This is a genomic window from Marinobacter sp. OP 3.4 (assembly GCF_036224885.1).
Classification (GTDB): domain Bacteria; phylum Pseudomonadota; class Gammaproteobacteria; order Pseudomonadales; family Oleiphilaceae; genus Marinobacter.
The window spans coordinates 45085-68726 of sequence record NZ_JAVVLT010000031.1 but is presented as its reverse complement, the minus strand read 5'-3'; the positions used below and the strand labels follow the sequence as shown (position 1 = coordinate 68726).

General features: G+C 61.7%; 16 protein-coding genes and 4 tRNA genes. 17 read left to right on the top strand and 3 right to left on the bottom strand.

Translation table 11 applies throughout. From position 1 onward, the window contains the following. The first annotated feature begins 171 nt into the window (after nt 1-171). Entirely contained in the window at nt 172-1554 is a 1383-nt protein-coding gene (cysS, locus tag RO069_RS05100) for a cysteine--tRNA ligase (RefSeq protein ID WP_328185680.1), read from the top strand. Nucleotides 1555-1685: 131 nt separating this feature from the next. Beyond that, nucleotides 1686-3866, top strand: coding sequence for a malate synthase G (locus RO069_RS05095; RefSeq protein ID WP_328185679.1), 2181 nt, complete (start codon nt 1686-1688; stop codon nt 3864-3866). A gap of 100 nt (nt 3867-3966) precedes the next feature. Here the strand turns inward: RO069_RS05095 and folD are convergent, their stop codons facing one another. Continuing rightward, entirely contained in the window at nt 3967-4827 is an 861-nt protein-coding gene (folD, locus tag RO069_RS05090) for a bifunctional methylenetetrahydrofolate dehydrogenase/methenyltetrahydrofolate cyclohydrolase FolD (protein WP_328185677.1), read from the bottom strand. 180 nt (nt 4828-5007) lie between these two features. Here folD and RO069_RS05085 point away from each other — a divergent pair. The 13 genes from RO069_RS05085 (at nt 5008) to RO069_RS05025 (ending at nt 17452) form a co-directional block, all read left to right on the top strand. Beyond that, nucleotides 5008-5084 (top strand) — tRNA-Pro (locus RO069_RS05085). A gap of 36 nt (nt 5085-5120) precedes the next feature. Further along, nucleotides 5121-5197 (top strand) — tRNA-Arg (locus RO069_RS05080). 86 nt (nt 5198-5283) lie between these two features. Continuing rightward, nucleotides 5284-5359: transfer RNA gene (locus RO069_RS05075), tRNA-His, on the top strand. 103 nt (nt 5360-5462) lie between these two features. Next, nucleotides 5463-5547, top strand: a tRNA-Leu gene (locus RO069_RS05070). Between the two features lie 192 nt (nt 5548-5739). Then, nucleotides 5740-7047: a trigger factor gene (gene tig / locus RO069_RS05065; protein WP_328185676.1), complete on the top strand. Its 1308-nt coding sequence runs from the start codon at nt 5740-5742 to the stop codon at nt 7045-7047. 96 nt (nt 7048-7143) lie between these two features. Continuing rightward, nucleotides 7144-7779 carry an ATP-dependent Clp endopeptidase proteolytic subunit ClpP gene (gene clpP, locus RO069_RS05060; protein ID WP_328185675.1) on the top strand — a complete coding sequence of 212 codons (636 nt, stop codon included), beginning with the start codon at nt 7144-7146 and terminating at the stop codon, nt 7777-7779. 115 nt (nt 7780-7894) lie between these two features. Continuing rightward, nucleotides 7895-9178 carry an ATP-dependent Clp protease ATP-binding subunit ClpX gene (clpX, locus tag RO069_RS05055; protein WP_328185674.1) on the top strand — a complete coding sequence of 428 codons (1284 nt, stop codon included), beginning with the start codon at nt 7895-7897 and terminating at the stop codon, nt 9176-9178. Nucleotides 9179-9378: 200 nt separating this feature from the next. Beyond that, complete coding sequence (lon, locus tag RO069_RS05050) at nt 9379-11793, top strand: endopeptidase La (protein ID WP_328185673.1); 2415 nt, start codon at nt 9379-9381, stop codon at nt 11791-11793. Between the two features lie 235 nt (nt 11794-12028). Continuing rightward, nucleotides 12029-12301, top strand: coding sequence for an HU family DNA-binding protein (locus RO069_RS05045; protein ID WP_189573490.1), 273 nt, complete (start codon nt 12029-12031; stop codon nt 12299-12301). A gap of 235 nt (nt 12302-12536) precedes the next feature. Beyond that, nucleotides 12537-14384: a SurA N-terminal domain-containing protein gene (locus RO069_RS05040; RefSeq protein WP_328185672.1), complete on the top strand. Its 1848-nt coding sequence runs from the start codon at nt 12537-12539 to the stop codon at nt 14382-14384. 206 nt (nt 14385-14590) lie between these two features. Then, entirely contained in the window at nt 14591-16069 is a 1479-nt protein-coding gene (zwf, locus tag RO069_RS05035) for a glucose-6-phosphate dehydrogenase (protein ID WP_328185670.1), read from the top strand. Beyond that, nucleotides 16056-16775 carry a 6-phosphogluconolactonase gene (gene pgl / locus RO069_RS05030; protein WP_328185668.1) on the top strand — a complete coding sequence of 240 codons (720 nt, stop codon included), beginning with the start codon at nt 16056-16058 and terminating at the stop codon, nt 16773-16775. Before zwf ends, pgl begins: the two co-directional genes overlap by 14 nt. Nucleotides 16776-16795: 20 nt before the next feature. Beyond that, on the top strand, nt 16796-17452 hold the full coding sequence (locus RO069_RS05025; protein WP_328185666.1) for a bifunctional 4-hydroxy-2-oxoglutarate aldolase/2-dehydro-3-deoxy-phosphogluconate aldolase: 657 nt from the start codon (nt 16796-16798) through the stop codon (nt 17450-17452). Here the strand turns inward: RO069_RS05025 and pyk are convergent. Further along, entirely contained in the window at nt 17449-18906 is a 1458-nt protein-coding gene (gene pyk, locus RO069_RS05020; protein ID WP_328185664.1) for a pyruvate kinase, read from the bottom strand. The two genes, RO069_RS05025 and pyk, sit on opposite strands and share 4 nt — an antisense overlap. Before the next feature lie 100 nt (nt 18907-19006). Here pyk and edd point away from each other — a divergent pair, with 100 nt between their 5' ends. After that, nucleotides 19007-20827 (top strand): phosphogluconate dehydratase, encoded by a 1821-nt coding sequence (gene edd, locus RO069_RS05015; protein ID WP_328185658.1) that lies wholly within the window; start codon nt 19007-19009, stop codon nt 20825-20827. A 30-nt stretch (nt 20828-20857) separates the two neighbouring features. Further along, nucleotides 20858-22339 carry a glycerol kinase GlpK gene (gene glpK, locus RO069_RS05010; RefSeq protein WP_328185656.1) on the top strand — a complete coding sequence of 494 codons (1482 nt, stop codon included), beginning with the start codon at nt 20858-20860 and terminating at the stop codon, nt 22337-22339. Nucleotides 22340-22376: 37 nt separating this feature from the next. Here glpK and RO069_RS05005 read toward each other — a convergent pair whose 3' ends face one another. Further along, nucleotides 22377-23627, bottom strand: coding sequence for an ABC transporter substrate-binding protein (locus RO069_RS05005; protein ID WP_328185655.1), 1251 nt, complete (start codon nt 23625-23627; stop codon nt 22377-22379). Between the last annotated feature and the right edge of the window lie 15 nt (nt 23628-23642).

The following is a 23642-nucleotide window of genomic DNA, read 5'->3' as shown; positions in this document are numbered from 1 at the left end:
GACCTTCAAAAACAGGGACGTTTTTGAAGAGCCTACAGGGACGTATTCACGGCGTGTCCCGGAAGGACCTCCCCGTCGGCTTCCCTCTCCCCCTGTTCGAACGGCTCACGCCCCGCCAGTCACGGGCGTGTAGTCCCAAAACCTAAATCGCATGATTCGGATGCTTACTGCGTGATTAGAATCTACAACACCCTCAGCCAGCAAAAGGAAGACTTCCAGCCCATCCAGCCAGGCAAGGTGCGCATGTATGTGTGCGGCATGACGGTGTACGACTACTGTCACCTGGGCCATGCCCGGGTGCTGGTGGCGTTCGACGTGATTACCCGGTACCTGCGTCATCGGGGCTACGATGTGCACTACGTGCGCAATATCACTGATATCGACGACAAGATCCTGCGCCGGGCCGATGAGAACGGCGAGGCATTCAGCGACCTCACCGAACGCATGATTGACGCCATGCACCAGGATGAGCGTCGGCTGGGGGTGCTGGCACCGGACAAGGAGCCCAAGGCCACGGACTTTATCGACGAGATCATCGCCATGATCCATGTGCTGGTCCACAAGGGCCATGCCTACGCGGCGGATAACGGCGATGTCTACTTCTCCGTGGACAGTTTTGACGGCTACGGCAAGCTCAGCAAGAAGAAGCTGGAAGACCTGCTGGCGGGCGCCCGGGTGGACGTGGAGCAGGCCAAGAGGAGTCCGGCGGACTTTGCCCTTTGGAAGGCTGCCAAGCCGGGCGAGGTGAGCTGGCCGTCGCCTTGGGGTGATGGTCGCCCGGGCTGGCATATCGAATGTTCTGCCATGTCCACCAGGTGCCTGGGGGAGACCTTCGATATCCACGGTGGTGGGCCGGACCTGCTGTTTCCGCACCACGAGAACGAGATTGCCCAGTCCGAGTGTGCCACCGGGCATCCTTTCGTGAATACCTGGATGCACGCCGGCGCCATCCGGGTGAACAAGGAGAAGATGTCCAAGTCCCTGGGCAATTTCTTCACCATCCGGGAGATACTGGACACCTATCCGCCGGAGGTGGTGCGCTACTTCCTGGTGTCCAGTCATTACCGGAGTCAGGTGGATTACTCCGAGGACAATCTTGTGGAGGCCGGTCGCACCCTGGAACGACTCTACCACGCCTTGCGTGGTGTTGTTCCGGCCAAGGACGTGCCGGAAGGGGAGTATGACCGCCAGTTCCACGAGGCCATGGACGATGATTTCAATACGGCGGGCGCCATCAGTGTATTGCATGGCGTGGCCGGTGATCTGAACCAGGCCCGCCGGGACGGCGATGAGGATCGTATCCGGGAGCTGGCGGCGGTGCTGGTTCGTCTTGGCGGTGTCCTGGGGCTGCTCCAGCAGGATCCGGAAGCCTTCTTCCAGGCGGGAGTGCCCGATGACCTGTCGGCGGAGCAGATCGAGGCCATGATCGAGGCCCGGGCCAATGCCCGCAAGGAAAAAAACTTCGCCGAAGCGGACCGTATCCGCGATGAACTACAGGAAAAGGGCATTATTCTCGACGACAGCCGCGAGGGCACGTCCTGGCGCCGGGGCTGACTGTGAAGGTGTGAAAGTGTGCCCGATATGGCGTAAACTATCGCGCCCCGAGGTATGAGCAAGAGGCAATACGTGGATGACGTAATCTGCGGGTCTCTTAGGGAATACAGACAACACTGAGGCAGACAACGATGACAGAACGCGTGCAAGTCGGCGGCCTGCAGGTCGCGAAGAACCTGTTCGATTTCGTGAACAACGAAGCGATCCCGGGAACCGGCGTCGACGCTGACAAATTCTGGGCTGAATTTGACAAGATCGTCCACGAGCTGGCGCCCCGTAACAGGGAACTGCTGGCCAAGCGCGACGATATCCAGGAAAAAATGGACGGCTGGTACCGTAACCACAAGGGGCAACCCTTCAACATGGACGAGTACAAGTCCTTCCTGAAGGATATCGGCTACCTGGCGGATGAGCCCGGCGAGTTCAAGATTTCCACCTCCAACGTGGACCCGGAAATCGCCACCATGGCCGGCCCGCAGCTGGTTGTACCGGTGATGAATGGTCGTTTCGCCCTGAACGCCGCCAACGCCCGCTGGGGCAGCCTGTATGACGCCCTGTACGGCACCGATGTCATCTCTGAGGAAGGCGGTGCCCAGAAGGGCCCCGGCTATAACCCGGTCCGTGGTGCCAAGGTTATCGAGTTTGCCCGCAACCTGCTGGACGAGTCCGCGCCGCTGGCTTCCGGCAGCCATAAGGATGCCGCGAAGTACCTGGTGGAAGGCGGCAAGCTGGTGGTCAAACTGCAGAACGGTGAGTCCACCGGCCTGAAAGACGAATCCGCCTTTGTGGGTTACACCGGCTCCGAGAGCGAGCCCACCGGCATCCTGCTGGTAAAGAACGGCATGCATTTCGAGATCCAGATCGATGCCAGCCATCCCATCGGCCAGGATGACGGCGCCCACGTCAAGGACGTGCTGATGGAGTCCGCCCTGACCACCATCATGGACTGTGAAGACTCCGTTGCCGCCGTTGATGCCGACGACAAGACCCTGGCCTACCGCAACTGGCTGGGCCTGATGAAGGGTGACCTGGAGGAAAGCTTCCAGAAGGGCGGCGAGATGATGACCCGTCGCATGCACGCGGACCGCACCTACACCGGGGCCGACGGCAGCGAGCTGAGCCTGAAGGGCCGCAGCCTGATGTTCGTGCGTAACGTAGGTCACCTGATGACCAACCCGGCCATCCTGCTGAAGGATGGTAACGAGGTGCCGGAAGGCCTGATGGACGGTCTGTTGACTTCCCTGATCGCCATCCATGACCTGAAGGGCAATGGCCCGCACCAGAACAGCACGACCGGTTCTGTCTACATCGTCAAGCCGAAGATGCACGGCCCCGAGGAAGTGGCCTTCACCAACGAGTTCTTCGGCAAGGTGGAAGACGCCCTGGGTCTGGCCCGCTTTACCCTGAAGGTTGGCATCATGGACGAGGAGCGCCGTACCACGGTGAACCTGAAGTCCTGCATCCACGCCGCGAAAGAGCGTGCGGTGTTCATCAACACCGGCTTCCTGGATCGCACCGGCGACGAGATCCACACCTCCATGGAGAAGGGCCCGTTTATCCGCAAGGGGCCGATGAAGCAGGCCACCTGGATCCAGGCCTACGAGCAGTGGAACGTGGACATCGGTCTGGAAACCGGCTTCCGTGGCGTTGCCCAGATCGGCAAGGGTATGTGGGCCATGCCGGACCTGATGGCGGGCATGCTGGAGGCCAAGATCGGCCATCCCAAGGCCGGTGCCAATACTGCCTGGGTTCCGTCCCCGACCGCAGCCACCCTGCACGCCATCCACTACCATCAGGTGAATGTGGCGGATGTGCAGAAGCAGCTTGAGAGTCGCCAGCGTGCGGCCCTGGAAGACATCCTGACCGTGCCGGTGATGGACGATCCCAAGTCCCTGTCCGAGGCGGAAATCCAGGAGGAACTGGACAACAACGCCCAGGGTATCCTCGGCTACGTGGTGCGCTGGATTGACCAGGGCGTGGGCTGTTCCAAGGTGCCGGACATCAACGATGTGGGTCTGATGGAAGACCGTGCCACCCTGCGGATCGCCTCCCAGTTGCTGTGCAACTGGCTGTACCACGGCATCTGCAGTGAAGAGCAGATCGTCAAGACCCTTGAGCGCATGGCGGCGGTGGTGGATCGCCAGAACGAGGGTGATCCGGCCTACCGCAACATGGCGCCGAATTTTGACGATAGCATTGCCTTTCAGGCCGCCAAGGACCTGATCCTCAAGGGCCGCGAGCAGCCGAACGGCTACACCGAGCCGCTTCTGCACGCCTATCGCCTGAAGGCGAAGGAGAAGTTCGGGCAGTAATGGCTTGAGCTGATTCAGAAAACCCCGCCCGGTTCATGCCGTGCGGGGTTTTTCTGTGTCTGGGGCAGGTGGTGCGGTCGGCGAACCGGCTCAGAGGGGACTATTCGTCCGCGTGCAGGACATTGGCGGCATAGAGGGTGTTCTGCAGCAGCGTGGCAATGGTCATGGGGCCGACACCACCCGGAACCGGGGTAATATAGGCGGCACGCTCCGAGGCGGCCTCAAAGTCCACGTCACCGCGAAGTTTGCCGTCTTCCATCCGGTTGATGCCCACATCGATCACCGTGGCGCCCGGCTTGATCCATTCCCCCTTGATCAGCCCCGGCTTGCCGACGGCGGCGATCAGGATATCGGCTTCACCAACGAACTTTTCCAGGTCTTTGGTAAAGCGATGGGTTACCGTGGTGGTGGCGCCCTTGAGCAGCAGCTCCATGGACATGGGGCGGCCGACGATGTTGGAAGCGCCCACGATAACGGCGTGCTGGCCCTTGTATGGGGTGTCGATGGAGTCCAGCAGGGTGATGATGCCCCGGGGGGTGCACGGGCGCATGGCGGGCTGTCGCTGGACCAGGCGGCCGATGTTGTAGGGGTGGAAGCCGTCCACGTCCTTGTCCGGGCGGATGCGCACCAGGATCGGGTCGTCGTCCAGGTGCTCCGGCAGTGGCAGTTGAACCAGGATGCCATCCACCTCCGGGTTCTCGTTGAGTTCGTCAACCAGTGCTTCCAGCGCTTCCTGGGATGTGTCGGCGGGCAGGTCATAGGACAGGGAATGGATGCCGGCCGCGTCGCAGGCCTTGCGCTTGTTGCCGACATAAACCTGGGAGGCGGGGTCGCTGCCGACCAGCACCACGGCCAGGCCCGGTGCCCGCAGGCCTTTCTGGCGTCGTGCCTCCACGCCGGCGGCTACCTGCTGGCGGATGCCCGCGGCGATCTCTTTTCCGTTAATGAGTTCTGCGGTCATGAAGTCGTCTTTCTGGTGGAGATTGGGAGCTGTGCATTCTCGCACGTAAGGGGGCTATCGCCAATTCCTCTTGCGTCCCCGGGGTAAAGGGGGAAAAATTGGCAGGATGCAGGTTGACGCCCCCCGGTTCCGCCGGTAATATGCGCGCCAACTTTGCTGAGGCATCTGTTGTTCAGGTCTCGGGGTATAGCGCAGTCTGGTAGCGCGCCTGCTTTGGGAGCAGGATGTCGGGAGTTCGAATCTCTCTACCCCGACCAACCCCATACTGGATGTTCAGGTGGGCAGACGGTCAAGCGCCCGTAGCTCAGCTGGATAGAGCATCGGCCTTCTAAGCCGGTGGTCGCAGGTTCGAGTCCTGCCGGGCGCGCCATTCGCCGTTCAGGCAGACTCAGTCGGCAGCCAGGGCAAGGTTACCGTTTTCCGGCCGGGCCGGTGAGCGATGTTTGAAATGATATGGTGGACGTAGCTCAGTTGGTAGAGCTCAGGATTGTGACTCCTGCGGTCGAGGGTTCGAACCCCTTCGTCCACCCCATTTCCCTCTTTTCCGATCCATCCCCCAGGTCAGCCCCTGACGACTGGTTCGCATGATCCTTTTCGCGGGCCTCAAGGCTGTTATAGGATGGATTTCAAAACCTGCGAGAGTGGCGGAACTGGTAGACGCGCTGGATTTAGGTTCCAGTGGGGCAACCCGTGAGAGTTCGAGTCTCTCCTCTCGCACCACTTCTGTTAACGACCGGCGAAGGCGGTTTGGCGACTATCTTCGGAAATCGGGTCACAAAACGGCTTTTCTTCCCTTTCTGCGCCTGTATTCCTGCTTTTCAGGTGATTCTCTCCCCTGTCGGTTCCGTGATAGACTAGTCGTTTAACCAAACCCAAATCCACTTAACTGATTCGGTAATTTGAGGAACGTCCATGCAAGTGTCTGTTGAAACGACGTCTAACATTGAGCGTCGGATGACGATCGGTGTGCCCGCCCAGGAAATCGACCAGGCGGTTCAGAAGCGTCTTCAGGAAACCGCGCGCACCGTGCGCATGAACGGCTTCCGTCCGGGCAAGGTGCCCTTCAAGGTGGTCAAGCGTCGTTTCGGTGACAGCGTTCGCCAGGAAGTGGTTGGCGAAGTCATGCGCGACAGCTATGTGAAGGCACTGGAAGAGAAGGACGTATCCCCGGCGGGCTGGCCCCGTTTCGAGCCCAAGACCGTGGAAGAGGGTAAGGACCTGGAGTTCGTGGCCATCTTCGAGGTTCTGCCGGAAATCGAGCTGGGCGACCTGGGCAAGATCAGCGTCGAGAAGATGGTGGCCGAGGTCACCGATAAGGATATCGACAAGATGATCGATAACCTGCGTCGTCAGCAGGCGACCATGAAGGAAGTCAAGCGCAAGTCCAAGAACAAGGACACCGTAACCATCGACTTCAAGGGTTACGTCGACGGCGAGGTATTTGAGGGTGGCGAAGCCCAGGATCACCGCCTGGAGCTGGGCTCCGGCCAGATGATCCCCGGTTTCGAAAAGGGCATTGTGGGTGCCAAGACCGGTGAGGACATCGAGATCGAGGTGACCTTCCCCGAGGATTATCACAGCGAGGACCTGAAGGGTAAGCCCGCCAAGTTCGAGATTAGCGTCAAGAAGGTGGAAGAGCCGCAGCTGCCCGAGCTGAACGAGGAGTTCTTCCAGCGCTTCGGTATCGAGGCCGACTCCGAGGAAGCCTTCCGCGAGGAAGTGAAAAAGAACATGGAGCGGGAACTCAAGCAGGCCATGTCTGCCAAAGTGAAGAACGATGTGGTTGATGGCCTTCTGGAAACCACCGAGGTTGAGATTCCCCAGGCGCTGATTGATCAGGAAATTGATCGCCTGCGTAATGACGCCGTACAGCGTTTCGGTGGCCAGATGGACCCGCAGCAGTTGCCCAAGGAAATTTTCCAGGATCAGGCCAGCCGTCGTGTGAAGACCGGTCTGCTGTTCCAGGAAATCGTCAAGGCCAACGATCTGAAGGCTGAAGACGAAAAGGTGGACGAGAAGATCCGTGAGATCGCCTCCACCTACGAACAGCCGGAAGAGGTGGTGACCCACTTCAGTAGCAACCCGGAGCAGAAGGCCCAGATCGAATCCGTGGTGCTGGAAGAAGCGGTGGTTGACTTTGTGCTTGATCAGGCCAAAGTTAAGGAAAAGAAAGCGAAATACGACGACGTTATCCAGGCGGCGCAGCAACAGCAGGGGTAAGTGCCTGGCTGACCGCCCGGAGAAACAGCCGGTTTTACCGGCTGTTTCCTTGTTAACCGTAATTCAGTCCGAATCCGATAAGGAGTGCAGGCACACATGACCCAGAAACCTTTTGACGGTTCTTCCATGGACACCAATGCCGCATTGATCCCCATGGTGATCGAGCAGACCTCTCGCGGTGAGCGGTCTTTCGACATCTATTCACGGCTCCTGAAAGAGCGGGTCATCTTCATGGTCGGTCCGGTGGAAGATCACATGGCCAACCTGATCGTGGCGCAGATGCTGTTCCTCGAGTCGGAGAACCCGGACAAGGACATTCACCTGTACATCAACAGCCCTGGCGGGTCCGTCACGGCGGGTATGTCCATCTACGACACCATGCAGTTCGTCAAGCCGGACGTGGCCACCCTGTGTGTCGGCCAGGCCGCCAGTATGGGCGCGTTCCTGCTGGCCGGCGGTGCCGAGGGCAAGCGGGCCTGCCTGCCCAATTCCCGTGTGATGATCCATCAGCCGCTGGGGGGCTATCAGGGTCAGGCCACCGATATTGAGATCCATACCAAGGAAATTCTCAAGATTCGGGATACCCTGAACCGTATCCTCGCTGAACATACCGGGCAGGACCTGGAAACCATCGCCAAGGACACGGACCGTGACAATTTCATGGATCCGCAGCAGGCGAAGGAGTACGGGCTTATCGATACCGTACTTGATAAGCGCGTATCGAATAAATAATACTGACGGTAATCGACAGGATGTGTGGCCGCGTACTCTTCACTGAGGTGTCAGGGCGGTAGCGGTGCATGCCAGGCCACACATTGGCACCGAAAACCAGACCAGAGGTAATTCAATGGCAGATGAAAGAAACGGCAGGGGCGACGACAACGGTAAGTTGCTGTACTGCTCGTTTTGCGGAAAAAGCCAGCATGAAGTCCGTAAGCTCATTGCAGGGCCGTCGGTATTCATCTGCGACGAGTGTGTCGACCTGTGCAACGATATTATCCGGGAGGAAATCCAGGAGAATGCACAGGAAGAGGCCAGCGACCGCCTGCCGACACCAAACGAGATTCGCAATACCCTGAACGAGTATGTGATTGGTCAGGACCGTGCCAAGGTGGTACTGGCGGTTGCTGTCTACAATCACTACAAGCGTCTGCGCTACGGCGAAGGCAAGGGTGATGTGGAGCTGGGCAAGAGCAACATCCTGCTCATCGGTCCCACCGGTAGCGGTAAGACCCTGCTGGCCGAGACCCTGGCGCGGATGCTGAACGTGCCGTTCACCATTGCCGACGCGACCACGCTGACCGAGGCGGGTTATGTCGGTGAGGATGTCGAGAACATCATCCAGAAGCTGCTGCAGAAGTGCGACTATGATGTGGACAAGGCCCAGCGCGGCATTGTCTATATCGACGAAATCGACAAGATTTCCCGCAAGTCCGATAACCCTTCCATCACCCGCGACGTGTCCGGTGAGGGTGTGCAGCAGGCACTGCTCAAGCTGATTGAGGGCACGGTTGCGTCGGTGCCGCCCCAGGGCGGCCGCAAGCATCCCCAGCAGGAGTTCCTGCAGGTGGATACCGGCAACATGCTGTTTATCTGTGGCGGTGCCTTTGCGGGGCTGGACAAGGTGATCCGTGAGCGTACCGAGAAGAACAGCATCGGCTTTGCCGCCTCGGTGGCCAGTCAGGATGACACCAAGAAGACCGGTGACATTATCCGCAACGTCGAGACCGAGGACCTGGTCAAGTATGGCCTGATCCCGGAATTCGTTGGTCGTCTGCCGGTGGTGGCAACACTGACCGAGCTGGACGAGGAAGCCCTGGTACAGATCCTCACCGAGCCCAAGAACGCGCTGACCAAGCAGTACCAGAAGCTGTTCGATATGGAAGGCGTGGAGTTGGACTTCCGTGAGGATGCATTGCGGGCCGTGGCCCGTCGGGCCATGGAGCGCAAGACCGGTGCTCGTGGCCTGCGGTCCATCATGGAAGCCACATTGCTGGATACCATGTACCAGATTCCGTCAGAGCCGGACGTGACCAAGGTAGTGATCGACGAGAGCGTGATTGACGGGGACTCCGAGCCCTTCAAGATCTACGCCAGCAGCGATCACGCCAAGGCGGTTCCGGAAGACTGAGGGAGCGACCACCGGCGTCTGCCGGACAAACAGAAAAAGGGCGGCAACGCCCTTTTTTTGTGCCTGTTCCAGCGACAGTGTGATGTGACTCCCTGTTACAGCCGGTAGCGGCTGGAAAGCGTCTGTAAAAACATTGCAATTGGGCAAACAACCCCAATGTTCGGTGGTATGCTGAAAGAAACATCGTCAGAGGATGCCTTATGACCCCGACTCCCGAAACCCGTACCGAATACCCGATGCTTCCCCTTCGGGACGTGGTTGTCTTCCCCCACATGGTCGTGCCGCTGTTTGTGGGGCGTGAAAAGTCCATCCAGGCCCTGGAAGTGGCCATGGAGGGCAGCAAGGAGATCCTGCTGGTGTCACAGCGGGATGCGGGTACGGATGATCCCGGCCCGTCCGACGTCTTCAACGTCGGTACGCTGGCCACCGTCCTGCAGATGCTCCGTCTGCCGGACGGTACCGTCAAGGTACTGGTGGAAGGTAATGCCCGCGCCAGCCTGGACGCGGTTGCCGAAGGCGACTACCTGACCGCCACCGCCGAGCTGCTGGAGCCGGATTCCCTCCCGGAACGGGAAGAGGAGGTTCTGGTCCGCACCCTGACGGAAGAGTTCGAGAAGTACGTCAAGATGTCCCGCAAGGTCCCCTCCGAGGTCTCCAGTGCCCTGCAGGGCATCAATGAGGTGGAGCGCCTGGCTGATACCATGGCAGCCCATCTGGAGCTCAAGGTGCCGGAGAAGCAGGAGCTGCTGGAAGCGCTGGATATTCGCAACCGCGTCGAGCTGCTGCTCGGTCGCCTGGACAGCGAGATCGACCTGATCGAGGTGGAGAAGCGCATCCGTGGCCGGGTCAAGAAGCAGATGGAGAAGAGCCAGCGGGAGTATTACCTCAACGAACAGATGAAGGCCATCCAGAAGGAGATGGGCTCCCTGGGCGAAGGCGGCGGCGATTTCGAGGAGCTGGAGCAGAAGCTCGAAGAAGCCGGCCTGCCGGAAGAGGCCCGCAAGAAGACCGAGGCCGAACTGAACAAGCTCAAGATGATGTCGCCCATGTCAGCCGAGGCGACCGTTGTGCGCGGCTACATTGACTGGATGCTGGCGCTGCCCTGGAAGAAGCGCAGCCGTGTCCGGCACGACATCGACAAGGCCCGCAAGATCCTCGACGAGGATCATTACGGCCTCGACGAGGTCAAGAGCCGCATTCTGGAGTACCTGGCGGTACAGAGTCGGGTGAAGAAGGTAAAAGGGCCGGTACTGTGCCTGGTGGGGCCGCCTGGGGTGGGCAAGACCTCCCTGGGGCAGTCCATCGCCCGGGCCACCAACCGCAAGTACACCCGCATGGCGCTGGGTGGCGTGCGGGACGAAGCCGAGATCCGTGGCCACCGCAAGACCTATATCGGCGCACTGCCGGGCAAGCTGGTCCAGAAGCTCTCCAAGGTGGGGGTGAAGAATCCGCTGTTCCTGTTCGACGAGATCGACAAGATGGGCATGGACCACCGGGGCGACCCAGCATCGGCCCTGTTGGAGGTACTGGATCCGGAGCAGAACCACACCTTCAACGACCACTACCTGGAAGTGGATTACGACCTGTCGGATGTGATGTTCGTGTGCACTTCCAACTCCATGAACATCCCGCCGGCGCTGCTTGACCGCATGGAGATTATCCGCATTCCCGGTTATACCGAGGATGAGAAGGTCAACATCGCGCTCAAGTACCTGCTGCCGAAGCAGCTCAAGGCCAACGGCCTGAAAAAGAACGAGCTGATGGTGCCGGAGCAGACCCTGCGGGACGTGATCCGCTATTACACCCGCGAGGCGGGCGTAAGGAGCCTTGAGCGGGAGATTGCCAAGATCTGCCGCAAGGTGGTCCGGGAACATGTGGAAAAAGGCGAGAAGACGGCTCTGGAGCTGTCGCCGGAGATGCTGGAAGACTATTCCGGCGTCCGCAAGTTCAAGTACGGCCTGGCGGAAGAGAAAAATCAGGTGGGCTCTGTAACCGGCCTGGCCTGGACCTCGGTGGGGGGTGAACTGCTGACCATCGAGACCGCTGTGACCTCCGGCAAGGGCCGGGTGGTGAAAACCGGTTCCCTGGGTGACGTGATGCAGGAGTCCATCCAGGCGGCCCTGACCGTGGTTCGCAGTCGGGCCCCGGGGCTTGGAATTCGTGACGACTTTCACGAAAAACAGGATCTGCATGTACACGTACCAGAAGGCGCCACACCAAAAGATGGTCCCAGCGCCGGTATTGGCATGTGCACCGCATTGGTCTCTTCCCTGACCGGAATCCCGGTTCGCGCGGATGTCGCCATGACCGGTGAGATCACCCTCCGGGGTCGTGTGCTGGCCATCGGCGGGCTCAAGGAAAAGCTCCTTGCGGCGCATCGCGGGGGTATCAAGACGGTCATTATCCCGGACGAAAATGTAAGAGATCTCAAGGAGATACCGGATAATATCAAGGAGTCTCTCGAGATCCGACCGGTGAAATGGATCGATGAGGTCCTGGACGTGGCACTGGAATATACCCCGGAGCCGCTGACCAGTACTTCCGCCTCCCAGGCGCAGGGAGCCGGCAGCCGCGACGATGACGGCGATGCTGGCGAAAGAATCAACACACATTAAAAGCTGCGTGCTTTGTTGACATGCCTGAGAGCCCGTTGGTATAACTGTTTCGCCGTGAAGCAGCCAATACCAAGGGCTCCCGCGCGATCAAAACCTATTCCGTGGACCGGTTAACAGCCGCAGGGAATAAAAAAAGTGAAAAATGGCATTCTCCGACCGCTTATGCGATAGTCGGGAACGTCTCAGAAAAATAAACAGACCGAGAACTTCCAACCTGAAATCGAAGGGGTTTAGTGTGAACAAGTCCGAACTTATCGATGCAATTGCAGAGTCCGCCGATATCTCCAAGGCCGCCGCTGGCCGTGCTCTGGACGCCATGACCGGCTCCATCACCGGCGCGCTGCAAAAAGGCGACCAGGTGACCCTGATCGGCTTTGGTACTTTCTCTGTAAAAGAGCGTGCCGCTCGCACTGGTCGTAACCCGCAGACTGGCGCCGAGATCAAGATCCCGGCCTCCAAGGTGCCCGGGTTCAAGGCAGGCAAGGCTCTGAAGGACGCCGTCAAGTAACGGACTCCTTCGGCAGGCGGCACTGGCATTTCCTGACCAGTGCCGCCCTGCTCGGATTCAAGGCGCATTCCATCAAGGGTGCGCCTTTTTACGTTCAGTCGGCCAGCAAAGAAGCAGCCCTGCAGTTCCGGGCATCCCGCTGACTGTTTTTCCAGAAGAACACTGAAAAGAGGCCTGACGCTGAACCTGATACCAGCAGGATGGTAGGGAAAGGTGCGAGCGATCCGGGAGGAACATGCTTCAAGATATTCGGGAAAATGCCCAGGGCACCATTGCCAAGATCATCATCGCCGTATTGATTGTGTCCCTGTCTATCTGGGGGATGGATGCCATTGTCGGCGGTTTCCGGGGTGAACCGGAGGTGGCGACGGTGAATGGCGAGGACATCACCGAACGTGAATACCAGCGGATGGTACAGATTGCCAGCCAGCAGCAACTCAGGCAGATGGAGAATCCGGATCCGACGCTGCTGGACGAAGACCAGATCCGCAAGGACACCCTGGAAAGCATGATCCGGGCCGAAGTCCTGGCACAGGATGCCAGTGACCAGGGGCTGGCACTGAACAACGTCAGTGTCGACCAGCTTATTGTGGGCATGCCCCAGTTCCAGGTGGATGGCGAATTCAGCCAGGAGCGTTTTACATCCTTTGTCCGCAACCTGGGAATGACGCCCACTGAATTCCGTGAAGTGCTTAAGCGTGACTATATCAGTAACCAGATCCGCACCGCGGTGGTTCGCGGCGGACTCTCTCCCGATCAATCGGCTCGCCGGTTACTGGCCCTCCAGAACCAGAGCCGTGACTTCAGGCTGCTGCGCCTGTCCGGTGACTCCGTGGCCGATCAGGTGGAGGTCACCGAGGACGACGTGGCCCAGTGGTACGAGGACAACCAGTCGCGCTTCATGCAGCCGGAATCCGTGGATGTGGAGTACCTGGTGCTCTCCATTGACGATGTACGGGAAGGCATCGAGGTGTCCGAAGAGGAAGTCCGTCAGCGCTATGACCAGATGGCCGGCCAGCTGACCCAGGAAGAGCGCCGCAGTGCCCATATCCTGATTGAGGACGGAGAGGACGCCCAGGAAACGATCGACACCATCCAGCAGCGTCTGGAAGACGGCGCCGACTTCGCCGAGCTGGCCAGGGAGTTTTCCGATGATCCGCTGTCGGCGGAGCAGGGCGGTGACCTGGGCTATCTGATGGAGGGTGACCTGGGCGGCGCCTACGACGAGGCCCTGTTTTCCCTGGATGAGGGTGGGATCGCTGGCCCGGTGGAAGGCGACTATGGCACCCATTTCATCAAATTGCTGGATATCCGGAAGGGTGACGCTCCGAGTTTCGAGGAGCAGGCGCCGGAGATCCGTTCGCAACTGGCCCAACGCCAGGCCGGCGAGGAATTCTCACGCCAGCGTACGGAACTGGCTGATCTGGCCTTTTCCGGCGACGGCCTGGATTACCCGGCGGAGCAGTTCGAGCTGGAGGTGCAGACCCGCTCCGGTGTGACCCGGGAGAATAACGAGCCGCCCTTTGATCACGCCGGTCTGGTACGGCAACTGTTCTCCGCCGATGTGCTGGAAGACGGCTTCAACACCGAGCTTATCGATGTCAGCCAGACGTCCGCTGTGGTGGCCCGGGTCGCGGAGCATCATCCGGAAGAACCCAGGCCGTTGGCCGAGGTGTCCGACCAGATCCGTGAACGCCTCAAGCGGGAGCGTACCCTGGAACTGCTCCATGAGAAGGCCGATGAGCTCCTTGCCCGGTTGCGTGACGGAGAGGCCTCCCCGGAAGGCGATGAATGGACCCGTCATGAGGGCGTCACCCGGGGGCAGAATGACCTTGCCGGACCGGTACAGGCTACGGTGTTCTCTCTGGCTGAACCGGCCGAGGATGGCTTCACCTTCGATACGGCTGAAATCGGGACCGACCTGGCGATTATCGCCCTGTCCGGCGTCACCGACGGTGAGGTGGAAGAAGGTAGCGAGGAAGTCAGGAACATGAGCCTGTTCCTGGCCCAGCTCAATGGCCAGAGCGAATACCGGGCCTACGTGCAGACCCTGCGCGATCGGGCGGAAATCGAGCGTCCCTGACGTTATCGACCCTGCCCGGGTCGTCTGAAAAAACAGCCCGCCCCCGGAATTATCCGGCGGCGGGCTTTTTTGTGTGCGACAAACCTGGCAATCCGGCAAGAGGGTTGTCATGATTTTTGTATGATAATGATAAAACCACCGCTGGGAGTCTGCGCGGTGCGACTTTCTATCGCGCAGACTCCCCAGGGAGCTGAGGAGGCACCAATATGGGTAGCCCGGACACCGCCTGTGACCTGATTCTGTTCGGGGCCATGGGTGATCTTGCCTCGAAGAAGCTGTTCCCGGCCCTGTATCACCTCCATCGGGCCGACCTGCTGGCACCGGGCACCCGGATACTGGCACTGGCACGCCGGGGCTATTCCACCGCCGAGGCAAGACAGGTCATCCGGGAACGGCTGTCCCGGACGCTGGGGCCTGACGAGCTGTGCCCGTCGGCGATGGAAGCCTTCCTGGAACGGGTGGAGTACCAGGACCTGGATTTCTCCAGCCGTGAGGGCTACCTGACGCTGGAACAGTGGCACGGCAGGGGGGCCTCGGAGAACACCCTGATCCTGTACTACGCCACACCCCCGGGCCTCTATGCCACTATTACCGGGCACCTGGCCAGCGTCGGCTGTTGCGACGATACCACCCGGGTGGTGGTGGAGAAGCCCATCGGCCATGACCTGGCGTCGTCCAGGGAACTCAACGACCAGTTGGCCAGTGTGTTCCGGGAAGAGAACATCTACCGAATCGATCATTACCTGGGCAAGGAAACGGTTCAGAACCTGATTGCCCTGCGGTTTGCCAATAACCTGTTTGCCTCCCAATGGGACCAGAACCATATTTCCCATGTGGAGATCACCGTGGCGGAGAGTGTGGGCATAGAAGGACGCTGGTCCTACTTCGATGGCGCCGGGCAATTGCGGGATATGGTACAGAGTCACCTGTTGCAACTGCTTTGCCTGCTGGCCATGGACCCGCCGTCGGACCTGTCGTCGGACAGCATCCGGGATGAGAAGGTAAAGGTGCTCAAGGCCCTGGCGCCCCTGACCCAGGAGCGCATTACCACCCACCTGGTGCGGGGGCAGTACACGGCGGGAACGGCCGATGGCAAGCCGGTGCCCGGCTACCTGGAAGAGGAGGGATCCGCGGGGCACAGCCATACCGAGACCTTCGTCGCCCTCAAGGTGGAGATCGAGAACTGGCGCTGGGCGGGGGTGCCGTTCTATATCCGGACGGGCAAGCGGTTGCCGGAGAAACGGTCCGAGGTGATCGTGCACTTCAAGCCGGCCCCCCATTACATCTTCGACCCGGACCAGAAACACCTGGCCAACAACAAGCTGATCATCCGGCTGCAACCGGACGAGGGCATGTCGCTGCAGATCCTCACCAAGGACCAGGGGCTCAGTCGTGGCATGCGCCTGCGTCAGGGGCCCCTGGAGCTGACCTTCGCCGAGGCGTTCAACACTGATCGTATCCCGGACGCCTACGAACGCCTGCTGCTGGAGGCCATGAAAGGCAATCAGTATCTGTTCGTGCGCCGGGATGAGGTGGAGTATGCCTGGCACTGGGTGGACCAGTTGCTGGCCAACTGTGAGGAATGTGGCGCCCATCCGAAGCGTTACGCCGCCGGCACCTGGGGACCGGTGGCCTCCATCGCCATGATCACCCGCGATGGCAGGAGTTGGTATGAAGACGTCTGAACAGCCACTGTTGCCCGGAGTCTACCTCCGGTCCTTCGCGGATCCGCAGGCCCTGTCCGCTGAACTGGCGGACCAGGTGGCCAGTCGACTGCGGCAGTCCATCAGGGAGCGCGATAGTGCGTTGCTGGTGGTTTCCGGCGGGCGCACGCCGGCCGGCTTTCTGCAGGCGCTCTCCGCGTTGTCACTGCCCTGGGAACAGGTGACCATCGTGCCCTCGGATGAACGCTGGGTGGCCGCGGAGAGCGACCAGCGCAACAGCCGCATGATACGGCAACACCTGCTCCAGGGACCCGCTGCCAGTGCCCGCCTGATGGAGCTGGTGGAGGAGGACGACGGGACCCCGGGGGAGGCAGCCAGGCAGGCGTCTGAACGGCTCGCCGGACTGCACTGGCCCGCCGATGTGGTGGTGCTGGGCATGGGGGAGGACGGCCACACCGCCTCGCTGTTTCCCGATGCCCCGGAACTGTCCATGGCCATGGCGGCGGATGCGCCACCGGTAGCGGCAATCACGCCGGACTCCCAGTCCATAGTCCGCCTGACCCTCAGTGCCCGGATACTGTCAGACGCGCGGATGACCGTGCTACTGCTCCAGGGGGATGACAAGAGAGCCGCCCTGGACGAAGCCATCGCCGAGCCGTTCGCCATCGGGCCGATGCCCGTCCGTTACTTTTTCCACCGGCCCTTGGCCATTTTCTGGAGTCCCTGATTCCGGCAAGGAGGACCGTCATGCCCGGACTTTCAAAGGATCAGCAACAGCGTATACAGGCAGTGCTGGCGACAGGACCGCTGGTGCCGGTGATCACCCTTCATCGGGAAGAGGACGCCGTCCCCCTGGCGGAGGCGCTGGTGGAGGGGGGCATCCGGGTGTTGGAAATCACCCTGCGCACGCCCCAGGCCCTGCCGGCCATCGAGGCCCTGAGCAAGCGCCTGCCCGGGGATGTTCTGGTGGGGGCGGGCACCGTTACCGATCCCGTCGCCTATCGTCAGGCCGAGAGTGCCGGTGCCCGCTTTGTGGTCAGCCCCGGCATTACGCCACGGCTACTGGATTACGGGCTGACCGCCCATGCGCCGCTGTTACCGGGCGTGGCCACGGTGTCGGAACTGATGCTGGGGTATGAGCTGGGCTATCGGGCCTTCAAGTTCTTCCCGGCGGCGGTTGTCGGTGGGTTGGAGGGCCTGAAAGCCATGGCCGGACCATTCCCCGATGTGGTGTTCTGTCCCACCGGGGGGATCCGCCGGGACACGGCCCGGGACTACCTGGCGCTGGCCAACGTGGTAGCGGTGGGGGGCACCTGGCTGACGCCGGAGACGCAGGTCAGCCAGGGGGACTGGCCGGGAATCACCCGGCTGGTCCGGGAGAGCCTGGCAAGTTGCCAGGGTTAACGGATATCGTCGCCCACCCGCAGGATTTTCATGGTATTGGTGCCACCCTGGGCGTTGACGTAGTCGCCCTTGGTGACCACCACCAGATCCCCGGGCTTGACGATGCCCCGGTTCTGCAGCTCCCCGACCGCCAGGGCATTGGTCTCCTCCGGCGGGATTTCCGCGGAATCAAAGGGCACGGTCTGCACCCCCCGGTACAGGGCCACCCGGTGCTGGGTGGTGAAATGCCGGGAAAAGGCGAAGATGGGCAGCCCCGACTTGATACGGGACATCAGCAGCGGCGTGGCGCCGGTTTCGGTCAGGCAGATGATGGCGGTCACGCCCTGCAGGTGGTTGGCGGCGTACATGGCGGACAGGGCAATGGCCTCGTCCACCCGCTCCATGCTCTCGTGCATGCGGTGGCCGGACTGGTGCATGGACGGGTGACGTTCCGCGCCCTTGCAGATGCGGTCCATGGCTTCCACCGCCTGCACCGGGTAGTCGCCCACGGCGGTCTCGGCGGACAGCATGACGGCATCGGTGTAGTCCATCACCGCATTGGCCACGTCGGAGACTTCGGCCCGGGTGGGCATGGGGTTGTCGATCATCGACTCCATCATCTGGGTGGCGGTGATCACCACCCGATCCAGGGCCCGGGCCCGGGCAATGATGTGCTTCTGCACGGCCACCAGTTCGGCGTCGCCGATTTCCACGGCCAGGTCGCCACGGGCCACCATGACCGCGTCCGAGGCCAGGATGACGGCGTCCAGGGCCTGCGTATCGTGGGCCAGCTCGGCGCGCTCGATCTTGGCCACCAGGGCCGCGGACGAGCCGGCGTCCCGTAACAGTTGCCGGGCCGTGTGCATGTCGTCGGCGGTGCGGACGAAGGACACCGCCACATAGTCCGCGCCCAGTTCGGCGGCGGTGGTGATGTCCTCCCGGTCCTTGGTGGTCAGGGCGTCGGCGGACAGGCCACCACCGCGCTTGTTGAGGCCCTTGTTGTTGGACAGCGGGCCGCCGATCAGCACCGTGGAGGTGATGCTGCGGTCGTCCACGGCGGTCACTTCCATCTCGATACGGCCATCGTCCAGCACCAGGATATCGCCGGTGGTGACATCCTGGATCAGTTGTTCGTAGTCGATACCGACCCGCTGGTCGTCACCGGCTTCCTTGTCCATGGCGGCATCCAGGATGAACGTCTGGCCTGCCTTCAGGGTAACCTTGTTGTCCCGGAACCGGGCGATCCGGAGCTTGGGTCCCTGCAGGTCCGCCAGGATGGCCACGAAGCGGCCGCAGTTGGCGGCGGCGTCCCGCACCCGGCGGGCCCGGTCGCAGTGCTCGCCGGCGCTGCCATGGGAAAAGTTGAGACGGGTGACGTCCAGCCCGGCACGGATAATGCGTTCAAGGGTGTCGGGGGCGTCGGTGGCGGGGCCGAGGGTGGCGACGATCTTGGTGCGCCTTAGCTGCTCTGGCATAGCGTATCGATTCCTTGTCTGGAGGCCTGCCTGACGGGGCGACCTGATGGCCCCGTCATGGTAGTGTCAGATTGTAACAGAATGGTGAAGGAGGGCGGCGATGCACCCCACCGTACAGCAGGTAACGGACCGTATTGTCCGGCGTAGCCGTGACAGCCGGCAAGACTACCTTGGGCGTATGCAGGCACTGGGCCGGCAGTCGCCCCACCGGGCCACCCTGTCCTGCGGTAACCTGGCCCACGGCTTTGCGGCCTGCCAGCCCGGTGACAAACAGACCCTGAAACTGATGAACCAGGCCAATGTGGCCATGGTGTCGGCCTACAACGACATGCTCTCGGCCCACCAGCCCTATGCCGGCTTCCCGGACGTGATCCGCGAGGCGGCCCATGGCATGGGATCTGTGGCCCAGTTCGCCGGCGGCACCCCGGCCATGTGCGACGGCGTGACCCAGGGCCAGCCGGGCATGGAGCTGAGCCTGGTATCCCGGGACGTGATCGCCATGAGCACCGCCGTGGCCCTCAGCCACAACATGTTCGACGCCACCCTGCTGCTGGGGATCTGCGACAAGATTGTGCCGGGGCTATTGATCGGGGCGCTGAGCTTTGGTTACCTGCCCACGGTGCTGGTGCCCGCCGGCCCCATGCCGTCCGGCCTGCCCAACAAGGAAAAGCAGCGGGTCCGACAACTGTATGCCGAGGGCAGGGTGGGGAAGGACGAACTGCTGGAAGCCGAAAGCGAGTCCTACCACAGCCCCGGTACCTGCACTTTCTACGGCACCGCCAACAGCAATCAATTGCTGGTGGAAGTCATGGGCCTGCATCTGCCTGGTGCGGCCTTCATCAACCCGGGCACGCCCCTGCGGGAGGCACTCACCCGGGCCGCCACGGAGCAGGTGATCCGCCTGTCCCGGCCCAATGGCGGTGAACTCGGCCTGGCCCAGATGGTCTCGGAGAAGACCATCGTCAACGCCCTGGTGGCGCTGCTGGCCACCGGTGGCTCCACCAACCACACCCTCCACTGGGTGGCCATTGCCCGGGCGGCGGGCATTATGATCGACTGGGACGACTATGCCGAGCTGTCGGCGGTGACTCCCCTGCTCACACGCATCTACCCCAACGGCCAGGCGGACGTGAACCATTTCCACCAGGCCGGGGGCACGGCGTTCCTGATCCGGGAGCTGCTGGACGCCGGTCTGCTGCACGAAGACGTGGACACGGTGATGGGGCATGGCCTGCGGGCCTATACCCACACACCCACCCTGGAGGACGACAAACTGGTGTGGCACCCCGCGCCGGAGATGACCCTCGATGTCGGCGTGTTGCGCCCGGTGTCGGAACCCTTTGACGCCGAGGGCGGGTTGAAGGTCATGCAAGGTAACCTGGGCCGGGGCATTATCAAGACCTCGGCGGTGGCCACCGAGCATCGGGTGGTGGAGGCCCCGGCCCTCGTGTTTGATGATCAGTCCGACGTGGCTGCCGCCTTTGACCGGGGCGAGCTGGATCGGGATTTCGTGGCGGTGGTGCGCTGGCAGGGGCCGGCCGCCAACGGCATGCCCGAGCTGCACAAGCTGACCCCCTACCTGGGTAGCCTCCAGGACCGGGGATTCCAGGTGGCCCTGGTGACCGATGGGCGCATGTCCGGTGCCAGCGGTAAGGTGCCGGCGGCCATCCATGTCTATCCGGAAGCAGCCAGGGGCGGTGCCCTGGCGAAGGTGCGGGATGGTGATATGATTCGGGTAGACGCCGTCCGTGGGGAGCTGTCGGTGCAGGTATCCGGCGGCAACCTGGAAGACCGGGAACCGGCCAGGGCGGACCTGTCCGGCAACCAGCACGGGCTGGGCCGTGAACTGTTTGCCTGGTTCCGCCAGGGCGCGTCGGAGCCGGAACAGGGGGCTACACTGTTCTTCCAGTCCCACGATTGATTCGAACAATAAAAAGGAGCACAACGGCCTATGAGCCAGTATCTGTTGGCGATCGACCAGGGAACCACCAGCTCCCGGGCTATCCTCTTCACCCGGGAGGGCCGGATCCACGCCGTGGAGCAGCAGGAATTCGAGCAGATCTATCCACACAGTGGCTGGGTGGAGCATGACCCGGAAGCCATCTGGGACACGGTGAAGTCCACTTGCCAGGCGGTACTGGACAACAACGGTGTGGACACCAGCCAGATCCTGGGGGTGGGCATCACCAACCAGCGGGAAACCACCGTCCTCTGGGACCGGCAGACCGGCAAGCCGGTATACAACGCCATCGTCTGGCAGGACCGCCGCACGGCCGGATTGTGCCAGCAACTCAAGGATGATGGCCATGAGCCGGGGGTGACCGAACGTTCCGGGCTGCTGATCGACCCCTATTTCTCCGCCACCAAGATCCGCTGGATACTGGACAATGTGGAGGGGGCCCGGGAGCGGGCGGAGAAGGGGGAACTGGCCTTTGGCACCATCGATACCTTCCTGCTGTGGCGGCTCACCGAAGGGCGCTCCTTCCTGACCGATGCCACCAACGCCTCCCGCACCATGCTGTTCAATATCCACGAACAGCGCTGGGACCCGGACCTGCTGAAACTCTTTGGCATCCCCGAATCCCTGCTGCCGGAAGTACGGGACTGTGCCTCGGACTTCGGCACCATCGCCGAAGGCCTGCCGGCAGCGGGTGTGACGATCGGTGGTGTGGCCGGGGACCAGCAGGCGGCACTGTTCGGCCAGACCTGCTTTGCCGAGGGCACGGCCAAGAGCACCTACGGCACCGGCTGCTTCCTGATCCTCAACACAGGGGATCAGGCCCTGAAATCCGAACACCGGTTGCTCACCACGGTGGGGTATCGCCTCAACGGCAAGACCACCTATGCCCTGGAGGGCAGCATCTTCATCGCCGGTGCCGCCATCCAGTGGCTGCGGGACGGCCTCAGCCTGATCCGCATGGCGGACGAGTGCGAGATGCTGGCGGAACAGACCCCGGTGGACCACGGCGTCTACCTGGTGCCCGCGTTTACCGGCCTGGGGGCGCCCCACTGGGATCCCAAGGCGCGAGGGGCCATGTTTGGCCTGACCCGGGATACCGGCATCAAGGAGATTGTCACCGCCGGCCTGCAGTCCGTATGCTACCAGACCAAGGACCTGCAGAAGGCCATGGAGGACGACGGCGTGCGCCCGGTGGCGCTACGGGTCGATGGTGGCATGGTGGTGAACAACTGGGTGTTGCAGTTCCTGGCGGATATCCTGGGAGCGACCGTGGACAGGCCCGAGGTGATAGAAACCACGGCCCTTGGCGCGGCCTTCCTGGCAGGGCTCCAGGCCGGGGTCTACGAGAGCCTGGAGGATATTGAGAAACTCTGGCGCTGCGAGCGCCGGTTCGAGCCGGCCATGTCCAAGGCGGACCGTGACCGGCTCTATGACGGATGGCTGGAGGCTGTGCGGCGGTTGCAGGCTGACTGACAACCGCCGGTCGCGTGCCGTCAGTGGCTACAGGTGGCTACTGGAGGGTCAGCGGGACGCCAGCCTCCCGGCGGACCGCCTGCCATTCCTCCAGGGTCCGGGCCGCCTCGGGGCCCGGTACCGTGCCGAGGATCTCGTAGAAACCACTGTTGTACTCGTCCGCAAGCACCTCGTCACGGGACTGCATTCGCACCAGGTAGACGGACTGTACATTCTGGTGGTCGAAGGCCCGCCATTCCTGTTCATCCTTGAGCAGAGAGTACTTGTGGCCCTCCAGGGCCCGGATCACATCGGCGGTATTGGTGGTGCCGGCCCGTTCCACCGCGTCCTTGTACTGGTGGACGATGCTGTAGGCGGAGGCCGCCGCGGATGACGGCCGCATGTTGTGCTGGCTGGAGAAAGCCTCGACAAAATTGATGCCCTGCTCGTAACCCTTCTCGTAAGGCAGGTTCCAGAACCAGGGGGCGGCACCGATGATACCTTCCATCAGCGAAGGCCCCAGTTGCAGTGCGGTACCCAGGCTGGTGTTGGGCCAGACGATCTGCATCTTGTCCTTCAGTCCCATGTCATAGGAGATATTCACTGCACGGACCATGTCGCCGCCGCCAAGGATCAGCACCAGCACATCGGCGCCACTGGCTTCCGCCTGTTCCAGGGCGGCCTGGAAATCCCGTGAGGTGGCGTTGGGGAACGGCGTGCGGGTGACCGGATGACGGTCGGTATCCTCGGTGCCGGAGGCCGCGCGCACGGAGTCCTCAACCGAGTAGCCCCAGGAATAGTCAGCGGTAATGAAGAAGTACTTCTTGTCCCGGAACTCTTCGGCCAGATACTTACCGATCGCGCTCGCCGTCATCCAGGCGTTGTAGGATTCACGGAACATGTGGGTGTGGCCGGCGGTCCCGGTGGTGGCATTGGCGTAGGTCAGGGTGCCGAAGTAAATCCGGTCTCTTTCCTTGGCGGCCCGGCCCGCCGCGATGGCGACCGCCGAGGAGACCCCACCGAACAGCATCTGGACATTTTCCTCGTCAACCATTTCATGGACGTTGGCGGCGCCCCGCTTGGGATCCAGTTGGGTATTGCGGACCACCAGCTCCACCGGGCGACCCAGGATGCCGCCGGCCTCATTGATTTCGTCCACAGCCAGGAAAGCCCCCATCCGCTGCTGGAGGCCGAGATACTCATAGCGGCCACTGGCGGGGTAGTTGAGTCCGATTTTCAGTACTTCCTGCGCGCTGATCAACGGACTGGTGAGCAGCAGCGCTAGTGCCATTACAACGTTCTTCTTCATGAATGATTCCATTTT